Source organism: Tissierella pigra (assembly GCF_009695605.1).
Classification (GTDB): domain Bacteria; phylum Bacillota; class Clostridia; order Tissierellales; family Tissierellaceae; genus Tissierella; species Tissierella pigra.
Map to the genome: position 1 here is coordinate 1 of NZ_VUNQ01000048.1, position 23,516 is coordinate 23,516.

General features: G+C 32.3%; 27 protein-coding genes. 2 read left to right on the forward strand and 25 right to left on the reverse strand.

Annotation, left to right across the window (positions count from 1 at the left end; all coding sequences use genetic code 11):
• Nucleotides 1-122: 122 nt before the first annotated feature.
• The 25 genes from FYJ83_RS15930 to FYJ83_RS16050 form a co-directional block, all read right to left on the reverse strand.
• Complete coding sequence (locus tag FYJ83_RS15930) at nt 123-677, reverse strand: hypothetical protein (RefSeq protein ID WP_195838030.1); 555 nt, start codon at nt 675-677, stop codon at nt 123-125.
• Nucleotides 640-2,478 (reverse strand): CD1108 family mobile element protein, encoded by a 1,839-nt coding sequence (locus tag FYJ83_RS15935; RefSeq protein WP_154442216.1) that lies wholly within the window; start codon nt 2,476-2,478, stop codon nt 640-642. Before FYJ83_RS15935 ends, FYJ83_RS15930 begins: the two co-directional genes overlap by 38 nt.
• A gap of 1 nt (nt 2,479) precedes the next feature.
• Entirely contained in the window at nt 2,480-4,930 is a 2,451-nt protein-coding gene (locus FYJ83_RS15940; RefSeq protein WP_154442218.1) for a VirB4-like conjugal transfer ATPase, CD1110 family, read from the reverse strand.
• Nucleotides 4,833-5,261 carry a PrgI family protein gene (locus tag FYJ83_RS15945; protein WP_154442220.1) on the reverse strand — a complete coding sequence of 143 codons (429 nt, stop codon included), beginning with the start codon at nt 5,259-5,261 and terminating at the stop codon, nt 4,833-4,835. The genes FYJ83_RS15940 and FYJ83_RS15945 overlap by 98 nt, the downstream gene beginning before the upstream one ends.
• Nucleotides 5,262-5,292: 31 nt before the next feature.
• Nucleotides 5,293-5,697, reverse strand: a complete 405-nt coding sequence (locus FYJ83_RS15950) for a hypothetical protein (protein WP_154442222.1) — start codon at nt 5,695-5,697, stop codon at nt 5,293-5,295.
• Between the two features lie 21 nt (nt 5,698-5,718).
• Nucleotides 5,719-6,588 (reverse strand): VirB6/TrbL-like conjugal transfer protein, CD1112 family, encoded by an 870-nt coding sequence (locus FYJ83_RS15955; protein ID WP_154442224.1) that lies wholly within the window; start codon nt 6,586-6,588, stop codon nt 5,719-5,721.
• Between the two features lie 18 nt (nt 6,589-6,606).
• Nucleotides 6,607-6,822: a Maff2 family mobile element protein gene (locus FYJ83_RS15960; protein ID WP_018579567.1), complete on the reverse strand. Its 216-nt coding sequence runs from the start codon at nt 6,820-6,822 to the stop codon at nt 6,607-6,609.
• 1 nt (nt 6,823) lies between these two features.
• Entirely contained in the window at nt 6,824-7,144 is a 321-nt protein-coding gene (locus FYJ83_RS15965; protein WP_075728082.1) for a single-stranded DNA-binding protein, read from the reverse strand.
• 141 nt (nt 7,145-7,285) lie between these two features.
• Nucleotides 7,286-9,073: a VirD4-like conjugal transfer protein, CD1115 family gene (locus FYJ83_RS15970; RefSeq protein WP_154442226.1), complete on the reverse strand. Its 1,788-nt coding sequence runs from the start codon at nt 9,071-9,073 to the stop codon at nt 7,286-7,288.
• Between the two features lie 27 nt (nt 9,074-9,100).
• Nucleotides 9,101-9,637 (reverse strand): hypothetical protein, encoded by a 537-nt coding sequence (locus FYJ83_RS15975; protein WP_154442228.1) that lies wholly within the window; start codon nt 9,635-9,637, stop codon nt 9,101-9,103.
• 20 nt (nt 9,638-9,657) lie between these two features.
• Complete coding sequence (locus tag FYJ83_RS15980) at nt 9,658-10,380, reverse strand: phage antirepressor KilAC domain-containing protein (protein WP_154442230.1); 723 nt, start codon at nt 10,378-10,380, stop codon at nt 9,658-9,660.
• A 10-nt stretch (nt 10,381-10,390) separates the two neighbouring features.
• Entirely contained in the window at nt 10,391-11,239 is an 849-nt protein-coding gene (locus tag FYJ83_RS15985) for an ATP-binding protein (protein WP_154442233.1), read from the reverse strand.
• Nucleotides 11,240-11,253: 14 nt separating this feature from the next.
• A complete protein-coding gene (locus FYJ83_RS15990; RefSeq protein WP_154442235.1) occupies nt 11,254-12,045 on the reverse strand; it encodes a replication initiator protein A in 792 nt (263 codons plus the stop codon).
• Between the two features lie 60 nt (nt 12,046-12,105).
• Nucleotides 12,106-12,600: a PcfB family protein gene (locus FYJ83_RS15995; RefSeq protein ID WP_154442237.1), complete on the reverse strand. Its 495-nt coding sequence runs from the start codon at nt 12,598-12,600 to the stop codon at nt 12,106-12,108.
• Between the two features lie 164 nt (nt 12,601-12,764).
• Nucleotides 12,765-13,022 carry a hypothetical protein gene (locus FYJ83_RS16000; protein ID WP_154442239.1) on the reverse strand — a complete coding sequence of 86 codons (258 nt, stop codon included), beginning with the start codon at nt 13,020-13,022 and terminating at the stop codon, nt 12,765-12,767.
• Nucleotides 13,023-13,262: 240 nt separating this feature from the next.
• On the reverse strand, nt 13,263-13,784 hold the full coding sequence (locus FYJ83_RS16005; protein WP_154442241.1) for a YcxB family protein: 522 nt from the start codon (nt 13,782-13,784) through the stop codon (nt 13,263-13,265).
• 20 nt (nt 13,785-13,804) lie between these two features.
• Nucleotides 13,805-14,020 carry a hypothetical protein gene (locus FYJ83_RS16010; RefSeq protein ID WP_089866595.1) on the reverse strand — a complete coding sequence of 72 codons (216 nt, stop codon included), beginning with the start codon at nt 14,018-14,020 and terminating at the stop codon, nt 13,805-13,807.
• Between the two features lie 27 nt (nt 14,021-14,047).
• Nucleotides 14,048-15,316, reverse strand: a complete 1,269-nt coding sequence (locus FYJ83_RS16015; RefSeq protein WP_089866598.1) for a hypothetical protein — start codon at nt 15,314-15,316, stop codon at nt 14,048-14,050.
• Between the two features lie 214 nt (nt 15,317-15,530).
• On the reverse strand, nt 15,531-15,962 hold the full coding sequence (locus FYJ83_RS16020) for an N-acetyltransferase (protein ID WP_326828359.1): 432 nt from the start codon (nt 15,960-15,962) through the stop codon (nt 15,531-15,533).
• Between the two features lie 87 nt (nt 15,963-16,049).
• Complete coding sequence (locus tag FYJ83_RS16025) at nt 16,050-16,334, reverse strand: hypothetical protein (RefSeq protein WP_154442243.1); 285 nt, start codon at nt 16,332-16,334, stop codon at nt 16,050-16,052.
• Between the two features lie 392 nt (nt 16,335-16,726).
• Nucleotides 16,727-17,752 (reverse strand): PDDEXK nuclease domain-containing protein, encoded by a 1,026-nt coding sequence (locus FYJ83_RS16030; protein ID WP_425335884.1) that lies wholly within the window; start codon nt 17,750-17,752, stop codon nt 16,727-16,729.
• Nucleotides 17,753-19,040: 1,288 nt separating this feature from the next.
• Nucleotides 19,041-19,484 (reverse strand): hypothetical protein, encoded by a 444-nt coding sequence (locus tag FYJ83_RS16035; protein ID WP_154442245.1) that lies wholly within the window; start codon nt 19,482-19,484, stop codon nt 19,041-19,043.
• Between the two features lie 81 nt (nt 19,485-19,565).
• Entirely contained in the window at nt 19,566-19,787 is a 222-nt protein-coding gene (locus FYJ83_RS16040) for a hypothetical protein (RefSeq protein ID WP_154442247.1), read from the reverse strand.
• Between the two features lie 28 nt (nt 19,788-19,815).
• Nucleotides 19,816-20,094, reverse strand: coding sequence for a hypothetical protein (locus tag FYJ83_RS16045; RefSeq protein ID WP_195838032.1), 279 nt, complete (start codon nt 20,092-20,094; stop codon nt 19,816-19,818).
• A 320-nt stretch (nt 20,095-20,414) separates the two neighbouring features.
• Nucleotides 20,415-20,786, reverse strand: coding sequence for a hypothetical protein (locus tag FYJ83_RS16050; protein WP_154442251.1), 372 nt, complete (start codon nt 20,784-20,786; stop codon nt 20,415-20,417).
• A 664-nt stretch (nt 20,787-21,450) separates the two neighbouring features.
• Here FYJ83_RS16050 and FYJ83_RS20495 point away from each other — a divergent pair.
• The gene (locus FYJ83_RS20495) at nt 21,451-22,863 is read left to right on the forward strand and encodes a helix-turn-helix domain-containing protein (protein ID WP_077369872.1); all 1,413 of its coding nucleotides are present in this window, start codon (nt 21,451-21,453) and stop codon (nt 22,861-22,863) included.
• An 88-nt stretch (nt 22,864-22,951) separates the two neighbouring features.
• Nucleotides 22,952-23,512: a hypothetical protein gene (locus tag FYJ83_RS16065; RefSeq protein ID WP_229768622.1), complete on the forward strand. Its 561-nt coding sequence runs from the start codon at nt 22,952-22,954 to the stop codon at nt 23,510-23,512.
• Nucleotides 23,513-23,516 lie beyond the last annotated feature (4 nt).

The window sequence follows — 23,516 nt, forward strand, 5'->3', positions numbered from 1 at the left end:
CTGGTATTCGTGGTGTTCATTACGAGTACAGAAAATAGTCTAACAATCTTAGGCTTTATTGGCATGCTCAAGATTCCTGGGCTGCCTTTTTTTTATTTAATAGGAAAAGTAGGACTTTCCTATTAAACAAGAAAAGAAAATAAGTTTTGATTAGTTTCAATTGGTTTTTCTAATTTATTATTATATTCTTTGGCCTTTAATTCAAAAAGCATATCTATCCTAGTTCCACTTTTATCTACTTCATTTAAGAAATACCAAAATGAATCATCTCTTAAACCCTGTTCTATCCTTTCCCAAGATATTGCTATTTCCATTTGTTGCTTATAAACATCCTCTCCAAAGTTATCCTTATTTAATAACAAGGCTTTAATTAATTCTGAATTTGTAAGAGGAATTTTACCTAAATTTACCTTGGTAAACATAGATATAGGATCAACTTCTGGATTAATCTCATACCATATAAAAAATACATCTTCTCTTATTTTAGTATTTAGTTTTTGTATAGCAACTGATTTGTCTGGCTGTCTATCAAGCCAATCATTTATACAGTCATATGTAGAAACAATATGATAATAATCTATATTTACATTCTTACTCTCCCTATCCATATCATCAGATAAAATTTTAAGAAATTCTGCACTATCTTCCATAGCATACCTGCCTATATCTGGTTTCAACTATGGTTTTATAATCAACCTTATACATCTTATTAAATAGTTTTTTTAATTCTCCACTAAGGCTTGATACATCGGTTACTTGTCCATATTTGGCAGTTATAAAGCTTAAAAGTTCATGAATGCCATGACCTATATCCGTATTTCCTCCTACATGGTACTCGTCATAGCCTGGATAATAACTTTCTATATTGGCAAGTTCATCTGCTAGTTCATACTCTAGCTTGGTAAACTCACTATTTATATCTGCAAGAGTATCTTCCCCTGACAAGTAGGTGGTACTCATAACTTGGCTAGTTACCGATGATATTCCAGTTAGAAAAAATGTTGCAACTTGGCTCAGGGTCATAAAACCTATAACGACTATAGCAAGAAGAATAAGGATCTTTCTTATATTTCTTCTTATTAGTTGAGAACTTCCTTTTAAAATATTTTCCATTCCTTTTTTTAGCCTGTCTTTGAAACCAATTGCAATATTATGCTCTTCATAGATTTTCTTTTTCATCTGCCTTCTTTTAATCAATTTCTTATAGGTAGTCTTTTTTTGAAAATCTTTTTCATTTTTCAAACCCTTGATTTCAGTCTTATATTCAGCTCTTGCCAAATTTTTCTGATGCTTTAAATTTAATTTTCTTTCAAGCTTTATAGGACTTCTTCTTTGCCTTTGAAGCTTGTTTTGGGCATGTCTTGTCATACTTGCATTTAGGTATAAACCTTTTTCACTTGCATCAATGGCTACATTTTCATCACTTCCAGCCCTAATATATTCAGCGGACAGATAGCTTGCCCCTGAAATTCCTCCTACAAATTTTCCTGTCTTATCATATTTAGGCTTGTGATAAAGTTTACTTGCCTTTTTCCTTTTTTGAATTAGTTTGCTTTCGCTTTTTCTATATTGTTTTTCTACCTTCCCCTCAAGGGCTGTAGTTTGACTTGGAACTTTTTCACCTGTCTTATTAGCCATGCCAGCTTTAAGGTCTTTAACATCATCTGTAGTTAATTTCCCATCTTTTTTGTTTATTTTTTTCTGATTATCATATACAAGCTTCCTCTTATAATAATCTTTCTTCTTACTATTATTTTTGAAACTATCTACGCCACTGGCTCTTTCCTCAAAATCTTCTACCCTTACCTCATCGTCTTCCTTATTAGGAATAATGCGATTGTTGGCATCATCTTTAAATAGGGTATTGCTTTTTATTTCCTTATCTAAATCTTCATGTTTTGGATCTTCAATCTTTTGCTTTAAATTATTTATCTGTTTCTGTTTTTTTACTTTTTCTACATTTATTGATTTATCTTGTAAATTATCTAAAGAACCCTTATCATATCTCCTTCTATCCTTGTATTCATCACTCTTCTTGCTAGTAACCTTAGTTTTTTCATGCTTTAACTTTGTTTTCTTTTTTATAATAGATTCATCAAATCTATCCTTCTCATGAACCCTTTTACCAAGATAGTTACTGGTCTTTACCCTTGCACCTATATCAAGATTTTTTTCTTCTATTATGACTTCCTTTACTTGCCTACTTTCAGTAGTAATCTTTTCTAAATTGTTTGAATCACCAGTCCTTTCTTCCTTAGCCCTATGTTTTTCTATTTGTTTTTGAGATAAAGAAAGTCCACCTTTTTTATCAGTGGACTTAATTTCTCTCTCAAAATTATTTAACTTAGACTTCTTTTCTACAATGTTTTCTTGAAATCTTTCACCATCCTTAGTTCTTTTATCCTTGTAATCCTTTGCTTTTTCACGTTTACCTATATCTAGATATGTTCTCCTTTTTATTTTCTTCTTATCTTTCATTTTAATCTACTTCCTCAGGTTTTGTTGTCATCTTCTGATACAAGATTGTATCTTTAGGGAACTTGTCAACAAAGGGAACAATAGTATTCCCAAAAAATAAAAGTCCCTCTCCTGCATTGGAATTTGTAACATAGTTTAATTGAAAAGGAGAAATTTTAAGTTTTTTGGCTAGGATTTCCCTATCTCCAGAAGCTTGGTTAAGCATGAGGACAAAGTCTGTATTATCAAAGATATTTTCAATTTCTGCACTTCCTAAAAGGTCTTTTACGTTTTGTGTTATACCTGTTGGAACTCCACCCCACTTTCTAAATCTTTTCCATATTTCAACTGAGTATTGGGCAGTTTGCTGATCTTTTAAAAGCAAGTGGAACTCGTCAATATAGTATCTTGTTGCCCTATTAGCCCCCCTATTTGAGGAAACTTTATTCCATACCTGGTCCTGTATAACTAACATTCCTATTTTCTTCAGTTGATTTCCCAGTTCCTTTATATCAAAGCATATAAGCTTTTTATTAAGGTCTACATTACTTCTGTTATTAAATACATTTAAAGAACCAGTAACATAGATTTCCATTTCTGTAGCCAGCTTTCTTCCTACACTTTCTTCTTGTTCTTGTAGAAGATTATAAAGGTCACTTAGTATAGGCATATTTTCAGGTTTAGGGTCTGTAAAATAATCCTTGTATATCTTAGGTAGACACCTATCTATTACAGACTTTTCAGCTGCAGTTAGACCACTGCCACCTACTACAAGTTCAAGCATACTCATTATAAAGTTCGCCTTATCCTTTAGTGGTGCATCTCCATCCCCATAGTTCATATTAATATCAAGTGGATTTAGATAGTCCTTAGACTTAGCTGAAATTTTAATAACTTCACCCTTAAATTGTTTTACAAGACTTCCATACTCACCCTCTGGATCTGTAATAATCACATCATCATCTGTAACCAAAATCGCATTTGCCATTTCCCTTTTGGCTGCAAAGGATTTTCCAGACCCTGGTGTTCCTAGAATAAGTCCATTTGGATTCTTTAGTTTCTTCCTATCTGCCATTATAAGATTATGAGAAAGAGAATTAAGCCCATAATACAAGCTTGTATTTGAACCCATAAAAAGTTCTTCTGTTGTAAAAGGCATAAATACAGCAGTTGATGAAGATGTTAATTGTCTTTTTATTTCAACCTCATTTACTCCTAAAGGAAGAACTGACATATAACCTTGCTCTTGCTGATGATCTAGTCTTTTTAAGGCACAGTTATTACGGTTACATATGGAAGAAATTTGGGCTATAGTATTATCTAGCTTTTCCTTACTTTTGCTTAAATTCATAATGGTAAAGGTTACAAAAAACATTCTCTCATCCCTAGATTGAAGGTCAGTCAAAAGATTTTTTATATCACTTCCATATACATTAAGGTCTGATGGTATAATATCCATATCATAGCCAGCTCTTACAGCCTTTTTTTGTTCTTCTATCATCATCTTTTGAAGATCTGTATTCTTTCTCTTTACCATCTTAATAGCATCTACCTGATCTATAGCATGAATATGAAGGCTTACATACATATTATCTTCAATAGAAAGAATTTCCGATAAAAACCTATCTGAAAGCTCACTTGCTAAGATCTGAAAATGACTTAAGGCACAAATGTAATTCCCCATCTGCATATATTTAGGATTTATGAACTTGAATGTACTAGGCATTATAAGTTTTCTAGTGTCCCTATTTTCAAGTCCCTGTCCATCATAATCAAAACTATTATCGGGATTTAGCATATCGTGAAGCAGCTTAAGTCTTTCAAGACCTACTAAGGTTTCAGCCCTTACTCCCATGCTTTTTAGATTTGATAGGACATCTATCTCTATCCTCTCAAGAACAGGTTTAGCTTGCTCATAGCTTTCTGACCTTGTATTAACAACAATATATTTCGATTTCCTAAGACCATTATTACCCTTTGAAAGCTGGTCCTTAAGCATTCCCCTAAATTCTTTTCTTATCTCATCGAAATCATCTCCCTTATCTGGTATGGTAATCGCATTTTCCATTTCCTTAATTCTTCCTACTTGATTAACAAAGCTTAATTGAAGCTCTGTTGTTGAATCAAAGGAATTTAAAAAGCCTGCAAATTGATTAAAGATAAGATCTCTATCTTCCTCAAGTGCAAGCTGATAATTTATATCCTCATATTTTATAACTTTATTGTACTTTCCCTCACCGATATAACATATACCATTCCTATACATCTTCTTATAGGGAATGGTATCTTCTATGGTATATCTTTTCTTTTCCTTCTTTAAGAAATCAAGGAATGAAGAGCTTTTCTTCTGATTGGACTTAAGATTTCTTGTTTCCTTAGCTACTTTTTTTAGCTCTTTTTCCTTTTTTTGAAGTTTTTCTTCCTGTCTTTTTCTTTTCTCCAAATTTCTTTGCTGAATCTGATTTTTTCCCATTTATATTTTGCTCCTCCTTCCTCATCTCAATAAATCTCTCCCTACTAACCCTAACTTTAGGTTGGTGTCTTACATGAAGATATATATATTTAAGATATTTCTCACATGTTAGTCCATCCTTCTCATAAAAGACCACAAAGAAAATAGGGATAGTTAGTATAATCATTAAAAAGACAGCTAGGTCATTACCAAGAACATCTCTCGTTTTTAGATATGTTGGAATACCGATAATACCTGCCACCCCAAACCCTATAAGCTGCCTTTTAGTAAGATTAAAAGCTACTTTAGTTTTAACATTACTTAAATCTTTAGGTATCTGAACATAAGCCAATCTCTATCACCTCACTATTCTATTAGCTTTTCTATTCTTCTTCAATCTCATCTATGCTTTCTTCCAATTCATCAGGGTTGATATTTAATATTTTTGAACTTTCATCTACACCTTTTTTATTTTTCTTAAGTCTATCAAGTTCTGCAAGGTGGCTATAGATAGTAGCAATTTCATCTTCAATTTCATAAAATCTTTCATCAAAGTCTTCATAGTCATCTATTCTCATTTTTATTAAACTATTATGAGCCTTAGCAATTTCCTTCATAGACCTATTAAAACTCCATGTTTTTTCTTCAAGGTCATCTAAAAAGTCTTCTGTATTATTAAGTCTTTTGGTAAGCACACCCAACTTTCTTCTATTTATAATTACAGAAGCTAGAAGACCTGCTCCTGTAAGTGCCAAACCTATTATTAATTTTTCCTTTTTTATTTCCAAATCTATTCCTCCTCCATGTTTTTAATGAGCATTCATTATGCTCTTTGCAATTGTTCCACTCTTTAACATCATAATTCCAAGAAGTACCGTATATCCAAGAACTCCGAATATGCTAGCATGAATATCTGTGGTTACATGAATCGTCTTTACAAGAACCGCATATATTCCAAGGCATATCATAAGAAACAATCCCTGAAGCCCTAGTGCAAATAATCCTTTGATATAATTTGTTCCAATCTGACCCCATTCTTTATTTCCCATAGTTGCAAATGGAATTGCTGATACTGAGCTATACAAGCAAATTTCAATCATTCTTCCATAAGTTATTACGGTAATTATGATTGATACAACCTGGATTGAAAGCTTCACCAGTGAAGTATCCATTGCTATCAGTATCAGATTCCATAAGCTTTCATCTTTTAGATGATCTATCATTGCGGCCACATCCATAGCATCAAGGGATGCATTTGTATTTATCACGCCCGCCGCCTTAGTTACTAGTGTCTGTGATACATCAAATACTGCCATCGAGAAAGTGAAAGCATTACTTACAAACCATACTGCTATCCACATCTTGATAATGTATTTAAAGAAATCAAATGTATCTGTATCAGAGTGCATATTATTTTTCTCCATGACCATGTTTATGAGTTCTATGCACAAGACGGCGGTTATGATAATTCCCGCTATAGGGATAACTACAGTATCGTTAATATTCTTTACAAAGCTGAACACTTCTGCATTCCAACCACTTGGTGTTTTACCGACTTCTGTAGCTACAAGACTTACATTCTCATTTATATCTAAGAACATTGCTTCAAGGTTTGCTTGGATAATTCCGATGAAAATCTCCTGAAAAAATTCAGTTATTTTGTCGAAAAGCCCAAACATATTTTATCTACCTCTTTCTTAATTAAGTGTATTTGCAAGTAAAGGTATAAGTTTCATTCCAATAAGAACAATACCTCCGCCTGCCATTAGCTGCTTGATTCCTTGTGACTTTGCTCCAGGATTGTCATTTCCATATCCCTCCATAAGGTTAATTACTCCCCATGCCCCTAAACCTGCACCAATTGCAGTAACTAAAGTTTTTAAAACTGCTATTCCTTCTGTAAAAAATGCCATATTATTTTTCCTCCTTATTTTCTTTTTCAATTTTATTCATATGTTTTACTATAAAATTCTTATATAGCTTGTCATTATTTCTTCTTTCCCTAATATAACCAAAGACATGGACAAGATCTCCAGCCTTTAGTTCCTTTGCTACTTCTGACCATTCACCATAAGCTGCACAGTTTGTATAGTGCCTTTTCCCATTCTTCTTTTCTACAAGGGAGAAATTTGTTACATTGATAGTTTCACCATCCCAGTCAAAAGAAGCTGATTTTACCTCTCCTACTAGATTAGCTGTTACATTTTTCATATCTCTTTCTTTAAAATTTGCCATATTCTAATTCTAGCCTCCTAATTTTTTTGAAATAAAAAAGCGACTGGACTTGTTTCTTATCTAATCGCTATAAATTAAATTTATTAACTTGATTGCCTTCTTTTATTGAAGGACTTCTCACCTTAACTTCCATATTCTCACCTACAATCTTGTTATTATTGACTCCTTATTGAGCTTTGCCTTACCATGCCTTTTCATATATTCTTCAACATCAAAGAAGTTCCTATCATCATAATCTTCTAGGAACTTATAATTTTTATGTTTTGTAATATCAAATTTTTCTGATAAGAAAGGTCTTACACCTCTTAGTTGCATAATGCACTTGCTTCCATCCATTACAAAAAGCTCATCCTTGGTCATAAGCTCCTTACCAGTCTTCTGATAGTTAAGCCCAAAGGACTTCTGATTACTCCTTGTTTCTGATGTGTTAAATAGGTCTATAGTTTCCTTGCCTAATGTTTCTGAAATCTCTTTTAAAGTACCATTCTCCTTTCCTCCTAAGAATAAGGTTGTATCACAGTTTCCTATTATAGTATCTGCATTATCCTTGTAAATTGCCTTTAGTTGTGATTGTGCCTGTAATACAATACAGGCACTTATTTCTCTTGAACGTATTGTAGCTATAAGTTTTTCAAATTTAGGAATCAAGCCTATATTTGCAAACTCATCTAGAAGACATCTAACATGAATTGGTAACCTTCCCCCATATACATCATCAGCCTTATCGCAGAGCAAGTTAAACATCTGGGAATACATGAGTGATACAACAAAGTTAAAGGTATCATCTGTATCTGAAATTATAACGAATAGGGCAGTCTTTCTATCTCCTAGGGTATCTAGTTCCATTTCATCTTCACTCATTAAATCCCTAAGTTCTTTAATGTCAAAAGGGGCTAACCTTGCACCACAGGATATTAAAATAGATTTTGCAGTTTTTCCAGCTGCCAACTTATATTTGCGATATTGCTTAAGAGCAAAATGATCTGGATCCTTTTCTTCTAAGGCATCAAACATATAATCTACTGCGTTTTTAAAGTTTTCATCTTCCTCTCTAACTTCACTAGCATCTATCATTGCCAGTAAAGTAGTAAAATTTTGTTCCTCTTTTGGTGTTTCATAAAAGATATAGCCAATAAGGGCTGTATAATAAAGCCTTTCAGCTTTCACCCAAAAATCTTCTCCTGCCTTTTCTCCCTCTCCTTTAGTGTTAGCTATAATAGTCTGAACCAATTTTAGAATATCTTTTTCACTTCTAAGGTAGGCAAAGGGATTATATTTCATGCTTTTTTTAAAGTTAATGGTATTTAGAGTTTTTATCTCATATCCATTCATTTCTAACATCTTGCCACACTCATGAAGTAGACTTCCCTTAGGATCAGTTACTACATAGCTTGAATGAAGTTGCATAAGATTAGGTTTTACCAAGAATCTTGTCTTCCCTGAACCAGAACCACCAATTACAAGAACATTTTTATTCCTTGCATACTTGGGATTTTTAGGTCTACTATTCATAGTAATTCTTTCTGTTTCTGTAAGAAGGAGATTATTTCTATAATCTTCATCCATATAGGGAGCAATATCCTTTGAATTTCCCCATCTTGCTGAACCATATTCCTCACCTTTCCTAAATTTTTTAGCGTTTTTACTCTTACTATAAAGAATAAGTTTAACTATTGCTGCTAGAATAAATCCTATAAGTAAATCCCTTGGATCAAAGCTAGGAAGATAGCTCATTGTTTCTATTTCTAGGACCGCTTGAAATATACGGTCTATTGCATCACCTCCTACATATGAATTTACATGGTGGGAAAAAATATCTCCTAAATAGAAAAATGCAAGATAAGGTATATTCTTCTTAAGAAAAATCTTCTTATCTTGCACTTGAAATAATTCTTTTATATCTTTTTTTATTTCTTCTATTACACTCAAAGTACCACCTCCTTAGCTTGGAGTTTCTTATCTTTCCTCACCCATACCTCTTTTCTCTTTTTCCTTATTTATAGGATTAATTCTATCTACCTTTCCCTTATATTCATTCAGGAGTTCAATGGTTGATTTCTTTTTTCTATCTAACTGCTTTTCTGAAAGTTTCACTTCCTTTCCTTCCAGTAAAAAATCAGATATATCAAGAAAGTTCCAGTCTTTATCTCGTGGGATAATCTTAAAAATAGAATTGATAAAATAATCATTTCCATCCATTCTATAGGTCTGACCATAAACTGATAGGTTTAAGAATCCTTCATTATCAATAAGAATATCTACCCCATTTTTAAAATCTGTATATTCAACTAACTCGTATATGTCCCATAAGCTTGAGTCTATAACTTTCATCTCTTTGTCCCTATGAGCTAAATCTATATACTTATGAAGCACTACACAATCATAGTCTTCTAGTTGTGTTAACTTTTCCATCAGTCCTTCTATTTCTTCACTATGTTTCTCAAATTCAAACTCATCACAGTCAATACAACTTTTTTCGTTTAACATTAACATCAAAATCACCTCCTATTCCCTTAAATTTCTCCCATTTCTTTAAGTAAAGAGAAAAAGTATGCTCTTCCTTCAGGTCTTACTACTGTATAAACTCCAGGCTCACCATTATATTTATTGATATAATCTTTTAATTTAAAGTAATCAGCTGCAGTTGAGTAAAATCTTAGTTTCCCTTTTTGATTCCTATAGAGATAACCCCTGTCTATAAGTATATTTATAAACCTATTTTGAGAAACTCCTAATTCTTTTGCAGTATCCCTAAGGCATATACAGTCACCTAGATCTATAAACTTATCAAAGAATTCTCCTTTAGGTATAAGACCTTCTAATTCTCCTGTCCTAGCTTCTATTTGTCTTAAGGCTACAAGATAACCCCTTGCCAAAAGCTCTTGATCATTCATTTCCTCCTGTCCTGAAAAATATCCACCATGCTTTCTAATTGAAGGTAGAACTTCACTTGTTACCCAGTTTTTAAATCTTATGGCATTTTCAAGTTTACTTCCAAAGATAAGTGCATACATTCCAGACTCATTTACCACTAGCAAATTCCTACCTTGACCTGATACGGTAAAACACCGTTTCAGCTTGTCCCCTTCATAAACATGGCTTGCTATAGCATCACTCGGTCTTTTATATCCTAGAGCTTCTGCTATATCTTTTCCAACAAACCAAGGCTCATCGTCAATTAACATTGTCCTTATTTGTCCAAACTCTCTATTTTCAAACACCTTTATTTTATACATTTATTTCACCTCATCTATCTCCTAAAAGTAGGTCTCTAGTTTGTCTTAATTTTTTTCTTCCTAGTTCTGTTCTAATGTCTTTTCCTGCAATCTTAACTGGAATACACATCTCTCTAAGCCTTGAATATATCCTCTCCTTATCAATATCATTACTACTATTCATAATTACACCAAGGGGAATATTAGTTGAGATAATAGTTGGTTTCTTTGATTCATACCTAGTATTTATAATCTGGTAGACCATTTCATTTACATATTCTGTATTCCTTTCAATTCCAAAATCATCAAGAATAAGAAGTGATACGCTTGATAATTTTCTGTAATAATCATTCTTGTCAATATCAAATCCACCCTTCTCAATATCATTTATTATCTGTGGAATATTTCTCATCTTAACTCTTATTTGGTAGTCCTCTATAATTTTGTTTGCTATACAAGCTGCTAGGTAGGTCTTTCCTGTTCCTACATTTCCATGAAATATAAGTCCATTATTTTCCTTGGATAGCTCCTTAAAGTTCTTAACAAAATTCCTTGCTATAATTACTTCCTGTCTATCAGGAGCTATAAGCTTATCAAAAGTGCAACTAATAAGATTTCTACTTGTTAGAAAGCACTCTTCTTTAAATCTTCTAATATGGTCCGCTTCTTCTTTTACCTTCCTTAAGCTTTCCTCTTCCCTAACGCATTTACATTGCCTACGAAATAGTATTTTTTTATTTCCTAAGTAATTAAGTGGATCTGAGTCTATCCTCTCTTCACATTCTCTACAGTAAACATGACCATCTTTCTCAAATGCCTTATCTAGATTAAAAGGAAACTCTACTCCATCAATTTCTATAGTTTTTATTTTATCTTCCATTTTATCTACCTCTCTTAATTATTTAAGTTCCACTCGCTTTCATAATCTGAAGGATCTCCTGTATAAGCTTTTTCACCCTTAAGCTTTCCTTCTTTTTTATCTTTTAAGTACCAGCTCATAATAGTTGAAGCATGGTCTTTATATATCTTTCCTGTACTTTGCATATAAGCTGATAATCTTTCTATATAATCATTTAAGTTGGGTATCTTTTCCTCTAATAGCCTTTCTTCTTCATCATATAAAGTTACATTTAGGAAAGTTCCTTTTTTGTCTTCTCCACTAAAATCAATATAACTCTTATCAATCTTATTATTCTCTATATAGTTAGGTTGTCTTTTTGATAAATCTAGACTTTTCTTTTTCACCATTCTTGAATTATCAAAATCGCCATTCTTGACTTGTCCTTTTGACAAGTCTTGATTTTCCCTTTTGACAGGTCTGAAATTTCCATTTCTAAAAATACTCATAAAATCTTTAACATAAATTTTAGTGGGGTTACCCTGTCCTGTTCTTTTCTTTTTTATAAGACCAATATCTTCAAGATTCTTTATAAGCTTTACTGCCTTTTTAACCCCACAGCCTAATTGTCTAGCTGTTTCTTCTACGGTAAAATAGATATATACTCTTCTACTTTCATCTATCCAGTTGTTCTTATAAGATAAAGTGCTTCTTGATAAATACATGGAGTAGAGCACTTTGGCCTCTATTGATAAATCCTTATATATCTCATCTTCTATAAGAACTACAGGTAAACGGATAAATCTAAAACTTTCAGAATCCCTCCCATAAAAATAATCAAAATTCATTCCTTTCACCTCATTTCAATAAAAAAGACATCTAAGATTTCTCTTAAATGCCTGATCGTTTTATCTCTCTTGTTCATGACGTTTTTCTTTAACTTTGTCTTTAACTGCCACATTTTTCACCCTCTCCTTAAATTTATTTAGTATTTCTTTTGTAGAATCTCTTTTATTTTCTTTCTTTTCTGATCTTTCTATAGCTTTTTTAAAGGCTAAGTCCATAGCCTTAATATCCTTGGCTTGGAAAAATACAGAGTATAGTCCTGACTCCTTATTCTTCATAACAGAAAAATTGACACCATACCTATTAAGCTGCTTCTTTAGTTCCTTGACTTCACCTTTCTGTAAATCAATATTTTCTAGTTGGCCCTTCTTTACCATATCCTTAAGCTTTCTTGAATTAGTTTTTCTTTTTTCACTAAGATAGTCTGCAAGTGGCTGGCTTTTTTCAGCAGCATCTTCTATGATTTTTTTCATAGCCTTTAAAATAGACTTTGCTGAATACTGAGCAACCTTAATTTCAATGTTTATAGCCTTGTTATTTACATCATCATTTACCATATAGGAACCTCCTTTCTGAGGGAAATAAAAAAAGCGGCCCAGATTTTTACGTCTGAACCGCTAAGATTTGATTCTATAGTCTTTTATTTTTATTGCTGATGCGACGTACTTTATAAAGAGTGTGTCTTAGCCCTATAATAATTTTATCAATTAAAAAACAATCCTTATCTTATATTTATTTTTTCTCCACAATGTCTACAATGATAATTGCGTTTTTTAGCAAAGAGTAATCTTTCAAGATTTTCAAAACCGCCACAATTAGGACATCTTAATCTTTTTTTATCTATTCTAATGTATGAGAATAAAAAGGTAGCTGATAATATAAAAAAAGGCCATTTAGTAACTCCAATAACAAATGTAACTACCACCAATACAACCAATATAATTCCAATATTAATATCTTTCCCCGAAATATATTTCATAAGATATTCTCCCCTCTTTAAAATAGTTAATCTTGTTGCGCACTTTTCTACTAGTATTCATTTATACCCTATGCCCATTAGTATTTATAATATACACAACTTCTACCATCCTACTAAGTAATAGACATATTCTCTCCTTCTAATCTTAAAGTATAAAAAGGGTAGAATCATTTTGGTATATTTAATATCCATATTAATTTTAGTTAATTTATTCTGGACTTTATTTCATCTTATATTCAACTATATTTTCTTATATTTGTCCTTAAATTTATCTATAATAAATTCTTTAAATTCTCCCAGATCATCTATGTCCCTTTTCATAATTGCAGAAGCTTGGCTTTTTGTAAAATATAGAATAAAAAGGTCCTTACTTTCTAATAGGGAGAAAATCTTATCATAGCTTATTTCTGCCCTTGATTTAAGTGATTGATTCTCTACTACTAGCTTTTCATTATAAAACTTTAGGGTGTAGAGGTTATCAAATCCTGCTGTATTGTCAGCTTTTACCCTCTTCTCATTCTTTCTTCTAATCTGAAAGACAACAATAAAAATGGAAACTATCAGAAGGACTAACCAACTAAATAGAAATCTTATTAGGCTAAACTCTCCCTTCTCATATCCTATAAATAGTCCCGCAACCATGGCCATAAGTACAAGTATAGGGATCGTAAATTTATTTCTTTTAAAGGTTGCAGTATATAAAAACTTTTTGTAATCTTCTTTTTCCATCTTGGTATTAATAATTATTTTAGGCTCTTCCATTTACTCTTCTCCTTCCATTACTAATTCACCCTTACTAGTATTAGTTCTAGATCCTTGAGGGCTAGGGTATATGCCACATAATAAATTTCTGCTGCCTCTTCACCATCACAGCTAGACTTTTCTATTAACTGGTCATATAGGTCCCCAATCCCCTCCATATCCCTATAATGCTTGCTGGCTATTTCCTTTATAAGTTCTGGATCAGGCCTGTCTTTAAATAATATTCTATAATTCATCTTCTTATCTAAACCTCTCTTTCTTCCTTATAGTAGAGTTGATTCATAGATAATTAGTATGTCTCCACATACCCTAGAATTACCAACAAACTCCCATTCCTCTCCACTTTCCAAATCCTTTATATATTGAAGATCATAGTAATCATCACTTTCCTCCTCATACCACCCAGAGACAATAATAAACTTGTCCCCAATGGACTGGAAGTAGGTATATGACACCCTATATCCTTGGGTAAACTTCTTAAGCGGAAGTTTAATGTTGTAATTACAATTATATAATCCTTCCAGTTCAATAACTATGGAATCCTTGGTTTCTATAGTTTCTTCTGAATAAATTCTTAGGTTTTCATTAAAATCATCATAGAATATCCTTCCCTTTATTTTGGAATAGTCTAGTTCTGCCACTATTTCCGACTTTAAATTTAACTTGTTTATTTTTATAATTCTCTCTAACTGGCTAGAAAAGTCCTTGTCCCTATAATAAATATAGGAACTATCTTGGTATAAGTATCTTACCCAACCGTCCAAAGCCTTCTTCTTGATGGTTTTGAGGGCTAGGTCTTCCTCTCCCGCCTTTATAGCAGTCACAAAGTCATTTAGCTTTATATAATATAAGGCTTCCATGAAAAAATCAGCCTGGTCTATCTTGTTTTCCAAGGCATAGTCGTAGAAATCTTCATATTCCCAATCATCCATATAAGTTTCATTGAAAATTAAGTATTCCCCATTTTTATGTAAAAATAAAGGTAGTTTTTGCATCCTACCATGTTCTACCCCCATACCCTCTATTATCCTAAAGTCCCTTATAAAATAAGCCTTTTCTTCTTCAAGGTCATATAAGTAGATTGCAGATTTATTATCCTTAAATCCCTTGTCTACATATTTTTTATATTCTTCTCCTTCTAGATCAATATCTGTATAGAAGATAATATATTGTTCATTAATAAAAATTGGGATGGAGCTAATATCTTCCTTAGTACTTATATGATAGGTCCTCTTGTTTTTACCATCCTTCCTATCTATTTTATCCACTTCTAATTGCTTGGGATTATGGGTTTTAATTATAAGTATACTTTCATTATGAACATGGGGATATTGTAGGTAGATGGTTTCTTCCATAACTTCATAACTATAAATCTCCACTGAAGTATTTCTATCTATATTATAGACCATAATAGAGTAGTAGTATTTTTCATCCTTTTTCTTATAAGTCTGGAAGAGTATTTCTTTATTGCTGCACTCTATTATCTCTGTGTAGATCCCTCCACCATAAGGCCTTAAGTCTATCCATCTCATACTAGTCACCCCATTTATATTTAATCTTCTCTCATCTTGTTTTTATTTTATCATATTGATCAAGTTGATTCTTAATATCTTCCACCTGTAAATCATTAAGTTCGACAATCTTATAATTCAAAGTTTCATCCCCTGTAAAATTAGTTAGTATCTACAGGGCATAATACCACTCTTGTATCGTCCAATATAAATGATGTGCCATAAATAGATGGCTTTATGAGTATAAATTCCATACCATAGAATATTCTACTTCTCTTGTTTCTTCATTTTCTTTTTCTTGTTCAATTTTAAATCCATGTTTTTTATAAAAGTTTACTGCTTTTATATTCTTAGCATAAACATCTAATTTTAAAATAGAATATTCTTGTTTGCACCTTTCAAGCAATTCTCCACCTATACCATTAGCCTGATATCTATTTGAAACAAATAACCCTGCAATATATGAATTTTCAACAATACCTATAAATCCTTTTGCTTCATCATTATCTTCATATACAAAAACAGTTGCATCTGGTAGGACCCTCTTTACATAATCATAGTTTTCTTCCCAATAATCCTTGGAAATAAAATCATGAGCATTAATGTTTTCTTCAAGCCAAATCTTCATGATATCATCTATTCGTGATACATCTAATTCTTTTATCACTATTCTTTCTCCTTTAACTATAAGATTTTAATTTGTTACACACTAATATACTGATGTACAATATATAAAGGATGCAACATTAAGTAATTATTCTTTATTTTTTAGCTCTAAAAATATAGGTGCTATATTTAGTAAAATAGAAATAATTGTCAGACCCCATAACCCCTTTTCCATAGTAGGTGCAACATCTAATAAAGCCGACCAATCTTCACCTTTTACCCAATTAGATATAAGGCTATGTTCTGCACATAGTGTTAATGCCGTAAATGATAACCCCATTGCCATAGCAAGTTTATAGTCTTTTCCTATTTTATACATATAAAGATTTATAAAAGTTGCTACTATAGCAATAAGTCCTAATATTAACCACATAATTATACCTCCATTATATTTTTATCTTAGTTGAACATAAATCCACATATATGCAACTGATTACCATCTTAAATATAATTATACTAAATAATTCTAGACTATTAAAAAACCAAAATCCTTCCTTCTCATGCACTGCTTACAACAATTATACCTAATTACTCTAAGCAATGCATGAATTATTTTTAATAAAAGTTCCTGAAACCCTTGATACTAAAGCATTTATGCACCCTGTCACTATTATGACACGTTCCCCTGTAGCATGATATAAAAGTGCTATATTTCTCCTTATGGGCTTTATTCCTTCCTAATTAGCTATGGCTTGTTATTAGTGCTTCTTCAATTTAATATATTTCACTTTTTTCTTGTCTTTTCATTCTTCCAATATTTATAATTTATTGTTCTTCATGCCATTCCTCTACAATAGCCTCTACTTCTTTTATTAATCTTTGCTTATCTGGAATATAAAGTGTATATTTAGAAGCAAATATTTGATTTGATAGACCCCCCAATGCATATTCTGCCGCTACATTATCCTTATCTGTGCATAGGATTATTCCAATAGGAGGATTATCTATTTCATCATTGATTTCTGACTGATAGTAATTTAAATACATGTTAAGTTGTCCCACTGCTTCAGGCATTAATTTACTTGTTTTTAATTCTATTAAAATATATGAACGCAATATTTTGTTGTAAAACACCATATCCACATAGTAGTGAGTATTATTTAAAGTAACTCTCTGCTGGGTTCCAACAAACATAAATCCTCTGCCAAGCTCTAATAGAAATTTTTCTATATGCTCTACTAGGGCTTTTTCTAAGTCACTTTCCATCATTGGTTTGTTTTGTGGTATTCCTAAGAATTCAAAAACATATGGGTCTTTCAAGACATCTTCAGCATTTAAGAGCTCAATCCCTTTCTTAGATAAGTTGAGAACAGTTTCTTTATTTGCTTTTCCCTCTGATAATAGGATTCTCTCAAAGAGGGATGTATTTATTTGTCTTTTTAATTCTCTAACTGACCACTTAGAATTTATAGCTTCTTTTTCATAAAAAGATCTTTTGCTTAAATCAGAAACACTTAAAAGTTCACAATAATGAGACCAACTCAATTTAACAGACAGTGTCTGTTGAATTGGATAGTCTTGATAAAATCTTCTCATGAACTGCAAATTAGACACTGAAAAACCTCTGCCAAATTCTGTTGTCAACTCTTTAGAAAGCTCATTTATTAATCCTCTACCATATGCTGCACGTTCCTGAGAATCCTGCTCATGTTCTACTATTATTTTTCCTATCTGCCAATAAGCTTTAAGTAGTTCAACATTAACTACGCTTGCAACATTGTTTCTTGCCTCAAGCATAACTTGTTTTATTTCTGAAAAAATATTATTATTTTGATTTGATATTTCACTCACAGCTTTACCTCCAGAACTTTTATTTCAAAGATACAATATAATACCAACTTCATTAATTATAAAAAATTTTACAGGCTTTTATCTAAGCTTGTGTCGCTAAATGCAAAGAATGTAAATCTAAATTCGGTCTGAATATTTTCTATATAAAATATTTGTTATGATAAAATGTAAACTACTAATTATTATAAAAATAATTGAAATCATAATTCTAATGCCTAAACTAAATTCCATAAAGTTAAGGGAAATAATAAAAGCCATGAAAATTAAAAAGGCTTGTATTAATAATATCCATTTGTTACTTATCGCTACTATACTACTCAATATCCTGCCGAATAAATGTATTATTGAATATGAAAAAATAAAAAATGGAGGGAATTCATTATTTATATAATTGGGATATAATTTTATCATTATAAAAATAGAAGTAAGAAAAGATAAAATAATCCAAAAAGGATATATTACAATCTGAATTTTCTTCATAATTTCCTCCTCGATTATGACATGTTTTATTACATTTACGTAGCTATTATCATTTTAAATATAATTATACTAAATAATTGTAGACTATTAAAGAACCAAACTCTTTACCTCTCATACATTGCTTACAGCAATTAGATCCTAATTACTCTAAGCAATGCATGAATTATATTTGGTTAAAGTTCCTGAAACCCTTGATTTCAAAGCATTTATTGCACCCATCACTATTATGACACATTCCTCTGCTGCATGATACAATAAACCAATAGTTTCATTGTTATGTCTCATTTCTTCTAAATTAGCTAGAGCTTCTTCTTGATAATCCCTAAGCTCAATAATTTTCCCTTTTTGCTTGGGTAAAAAATCCTCTGTAATTTAAAGTTCTCAAGTTCACTAAAGATTCTAGATATTCTTCCAATTTCTCTTCTAACTTTTGATTAAGATAGACTAAATATTCTTTCCTATCCATTATTCCATATTCTAGCTTTTCACATCTGCCTGGATTATATCAATTATCTTATCTCTAACTAATTTATTGTAAGTTATTATTTTTCCCTCCCTATATTATTTTTTATATCTATGGTCCGTTAAAATTGTGAATATATTTTTTTTCATGAGGATCTTTATTTTCTAATAGTCTAAAGTCTCCATATTTTACTAATCCTTTTAGTTCATAGTGATAATTAGTTCTTCATATTAAGTGGAACCTATCCATTAGATTTATTTTATAGTTTCTTTCTTTTACTTTATAATTGCTTAATTTCTTCAAGGATTCCATCACTAGATATCTCTTAAAATCTGTGCAAACATTTTAATCTTTATCAATATCAAACACACCAAAACTAAAAAAATCATGTATCGGTAATATAATTTGTTTGATAATTTCAACATCACGGTCTGTTAAATCATATATATAGATTTCAGTTCCGTAATGAGCGCTACAAAAATTATCTTGAATATTGATTGTAAAAAAATCAATCCATTTATCATAATCATTTGGTTTGGGTTCAGCAAGAATTTCCTGTATCATTTTTTCTGTCAAATTTCCATTAATTGATATTTCATTTTTGCTTTTTTCAGCCTCATTAAGTTTTCCAAATCTCAAAGCTTTTTCTATTTCCTCTTTTTCATCTTTCCAGCATCGAATTTCAAAATCACTACCTGGTTTTAAAAATACAGACATAATTTGTTTCCACCATTTTGTGTTTATATCATTAATTCCATAATCAATTACATTAAGACTTATTCTTTTCATAATCTTTCACCTCACTTACTATATTAAATGGGTGCTAGTAGTTGTCTTTTATAGAACACAAATACTACCACTATAGTATTATTATTGAATAATTAAATCATCATTTAAAAATGGAAGAATAGGTATTAAATCCATAGGTACAACTAAGTCAATTATAATTACTGTAGACATTGCCCAAAGTGCTGCTTTAACTATCTCATTTCCGTGGGAATACACTGCTATCCCAGAAGTATCTGAAACACCCTTTAATAATTTATCAGTTAAATACCTGTTATTTTTATTAAGCTCTGAATTCCACCTCATCACCCACAAATGATCACTATGTTATATTCTATTCTATCTCTTCATCCAAAATCCAAGGTAACTTGATTCCAGATATTTCTATTAATAAATAAGGTGCTTCCATTTTGGGATTAGGACAAGGATTGTTTAAGTCACTCCCTTTTAAAATTCTTACTTCAAGTTCTTCTAAGTTTAATATTAAGCTATCCTCATCTATCGTACCTTTAACTGGATAATATGATATATATTCTATTTCCTTGTTCATTTCATCATATTCCAATGGCATAGTTTCTAAGGGGAAATCTATACATAAACCAAAATTCTCCAATAATTTGGACGTTTTAAGATATTTAATTTTAAAAGTTTTATAATAATTTCTGCAATAAGCACAATCACATTTGCTTTTATATCTAAACCTATATTCTTTAGTAGTACTATAATCCAAATTTATATCTAATCAGTACATATCTTTCTAACCCCCTAATTTGTGTTTATATAATAATGGAACTTGGAACTCAAACAAACTTAATCATTGAATACACCCTAGTTTCGCATAATTAACATTGTGACAAACTGGATTTTGTAGATTATAAATTATTTAGCGACGCATAAAATAAATGATGTGTCGTTATTTCTGAGAGTAATTATCTATTTCTTAACTATTAGACAAATTGGTGTATCTGCACTACCATCTAGGAATTCAAAATCATTAATGTTTACTTCTGATATATGAACAGATTTTATACTTGCTAGTCCATATGATTCTAACCACATGTTCCAGATTTCTATTTCATTTAATACTTCCAATTGTTCCTTTAAGTAGTTAATAAACTGTCCTGCACTTAACTTTGCAGAAATCCAGTGTAATCCGGAAAAATATTTTTTATCTGAATAATCCTTTGCGTATGAGGTTGAATAATACATATTATTACTAATTTCAATTTTATTTAAATCTCCTTCATAAGAACTCTTAACTTCTTTCAATGGTTTATCACTTGCTAGAAACATGAATACGCTCAATGTTTATCACTCCATTATTAAATATCCTTATTGCACATAAATATACTTATGTTCATTAACTATAATCCTGATACAAGTATACTAAATATTTGTAAATTTTTAAAAAACTGATTCTCTGTTTCTCATGCACTACTCACAACAATCATATCCCAATTACTCAAAGCAATGCATGAAATATATTTATCTAAAGTTCCTGAAACCCTTGATTTGATAACACAAACTGCACCCATCACTATTATGACACGTTCCCCTGTTTCCATATCTATAGTAAAATCAAGTTTTTTATACTAAGAATTGCTCAAGTATATTTTATAATTGTATATTTCTAATATTTTCTAATATACCTTCTTTTTCCTAAAACAGCTTACTGCTAACTCCAGAGTCTATCTGGATAATTCTCTGCTGTGCAGCATAGTCTTCAACAATAAATGTTCCATCTTTATTAACTTATTTTTCAATTATACCATAAATAAATACTAGGCAATATTATTTAAAACAACAAATGTTAACTATCATTTTGACATTATTGTGCTATAATTATTTAATAACAATCAATTAGGATATTTGTTCAAATTTACTAAAATGAGGTGGTTTCTATGCCTGCATCCAAGGTGGGAAAGTTCTGGCGCTTCAAAACCGCTGATATAGAGCGGGAGGTTATAAAATGAACAGATTTAAAACTTTAAATGCCCGAAGGCTTTCTGTTGCCGGATTTTCATTTCTCTTTGCCTATATTCTGTCATTTCAGTTTGAAGGGCAGGTACTTTACAGCCTGCTGAATCTTCGTGGAACAGATGCCAACCCTTACATAATGACTGCAATTGTCGCGCATTTTATGGGGCTTTTTACTTGCGGCCTGTTTGTTAAATCACAGACGGTCGCAAAAAACATGATGCTCGGAGCTATGGGCTTATGCTTAGCTGCTACTATTCCCTTCTTTTTTCCTCCCTCCTCTCTATGGTTGGTGGGACTGATTGTCAGCGGATACTTTAGCGGCTGCGCGGTGGCAGCATGGGGATTTTTCCTTAGAGCCTATACTCCTAAGAACGAGTACATTAAATCCTGTGCTGACGTTCTGATTTATTCCAATTTGCTGATGATTGCAGTTAATGTGGTGGCCATGAACAGGTCAACCTTTATCGGGCTTGGCTTCTCTATGCTTTGCCTTGTGATTGGCATGGTCTTCATTTGGATGCTGCCGTTGGAGCAGGAGAATGAGCAGAACAAAGCATTTAAAAATAAGACCCATGGCGGCATTAAAACCCCGCTAATATTGCTGTGCCTTTTTGTCTTCATTATAACAATTAATTCAGGACTAATGTATGAGGTCATCAACCCCGCTTTTGAACACCTGACGAGGCTGGTGAGCTGGTATTGGGCCGTGCCTTATATTGTGGCACTTGCTATTATGCGCAACCTACCTATGAAAGCAAAGCGATCTAGAATTTTGTATATGGGAATGGCAATGATTATAGGAGCATTCATCAGCTTTATGCTGTTAGGGCGAAACACTTCCGACTATCTGATTGTGGATACGCTGATGCTCGGTGCTTGTGGTATTTTTGATCTGTTTTGGTGGAGCATCCTTGGAGAAATGCTGGATTATAGCGACAACCCAGCACAAACCTTTGGCATTGGGCTTTCCGCCAATGTATTTGGCGTGCTTTGCGGAGGCGTCTTGGGAATGACCCTAACATCCATTGGGCTTCCCAGTGCGGAGGTTGCGGTGATTGCCCTTACTGTGGTTTGCCTTACACTGGTTATGCTACCACCACTGAACCGCCAACTTGTTTTACTACTGAAAAACCATACCTATCTTACTGCCTATGACAATATGAATCAGTCACGGCAAAGGGACATTGTTTGTCAAATTAAAACTCTTGACCCACTGACTCCCCGGGAGCAGGAGGTATTACAGCTAATCCTTTCAGGCAAATCTAACCGAGAAATTGCTGGGGCTTTGTTTATCAGTGAGAGTACTGTAAAAACACATGTAAGGAACATTTTTTCAAAATATGATGTCGGTAGTCGGGCAGAACTCATCAGCACCCTGCTGAAGAATCAAAGGGTTGAATAATTCATAAAATCATATAAATACAGGGTTTAACCGTCCCCTCATACTAAAGTATGAGGGGCTTTTTTCTGCAAAATCATCCTTTCGAAGGATGATTTTAAAAGAATTTTTCCTTAAAATCTATATTAGAGGAGGGTTGGTGCAAATGAAATTAATCCGAAAACGACGGAATGGATATGCCTTATTATTGGCAGCAAGTATTTGTTTGACGGTTTGGTTGGGCAAGGCATTTATGTTAGAAGCGGTTTTCGCCTTTGGAGCCACCAGCCTTATCTCTCTCCTGTTATTGGTGAGGCAGAACCGTCTACTCTATGCTGCAAGACTTATTTGCGATAATCCCATCCTTGCGGTGCCATCTGCTCTCATCTCCATGCCAGGCCGCCAAATGAAAAAAGACACTGAGGAAACTGTAGTATCTACTTTTGGTATTCTCATCGGCAGTAAAATTTACCGGTGGGGCCTCGACGGGGTGCATGGTGTGCGGCTGAGCGCAGTTCAAATTGATAAGGAGCGGATGTACCTAACCTTTGGCGACGCGTCCAAGACCATGCGGGTAGAGTTGCTGCACGGAATGCCAGGGAAGCAGGCTATACTGGATGCAGCACAAAAGCTACTTTGTGAAACCGGCGTAACAGCAAAAATTATAAATTAGAAAT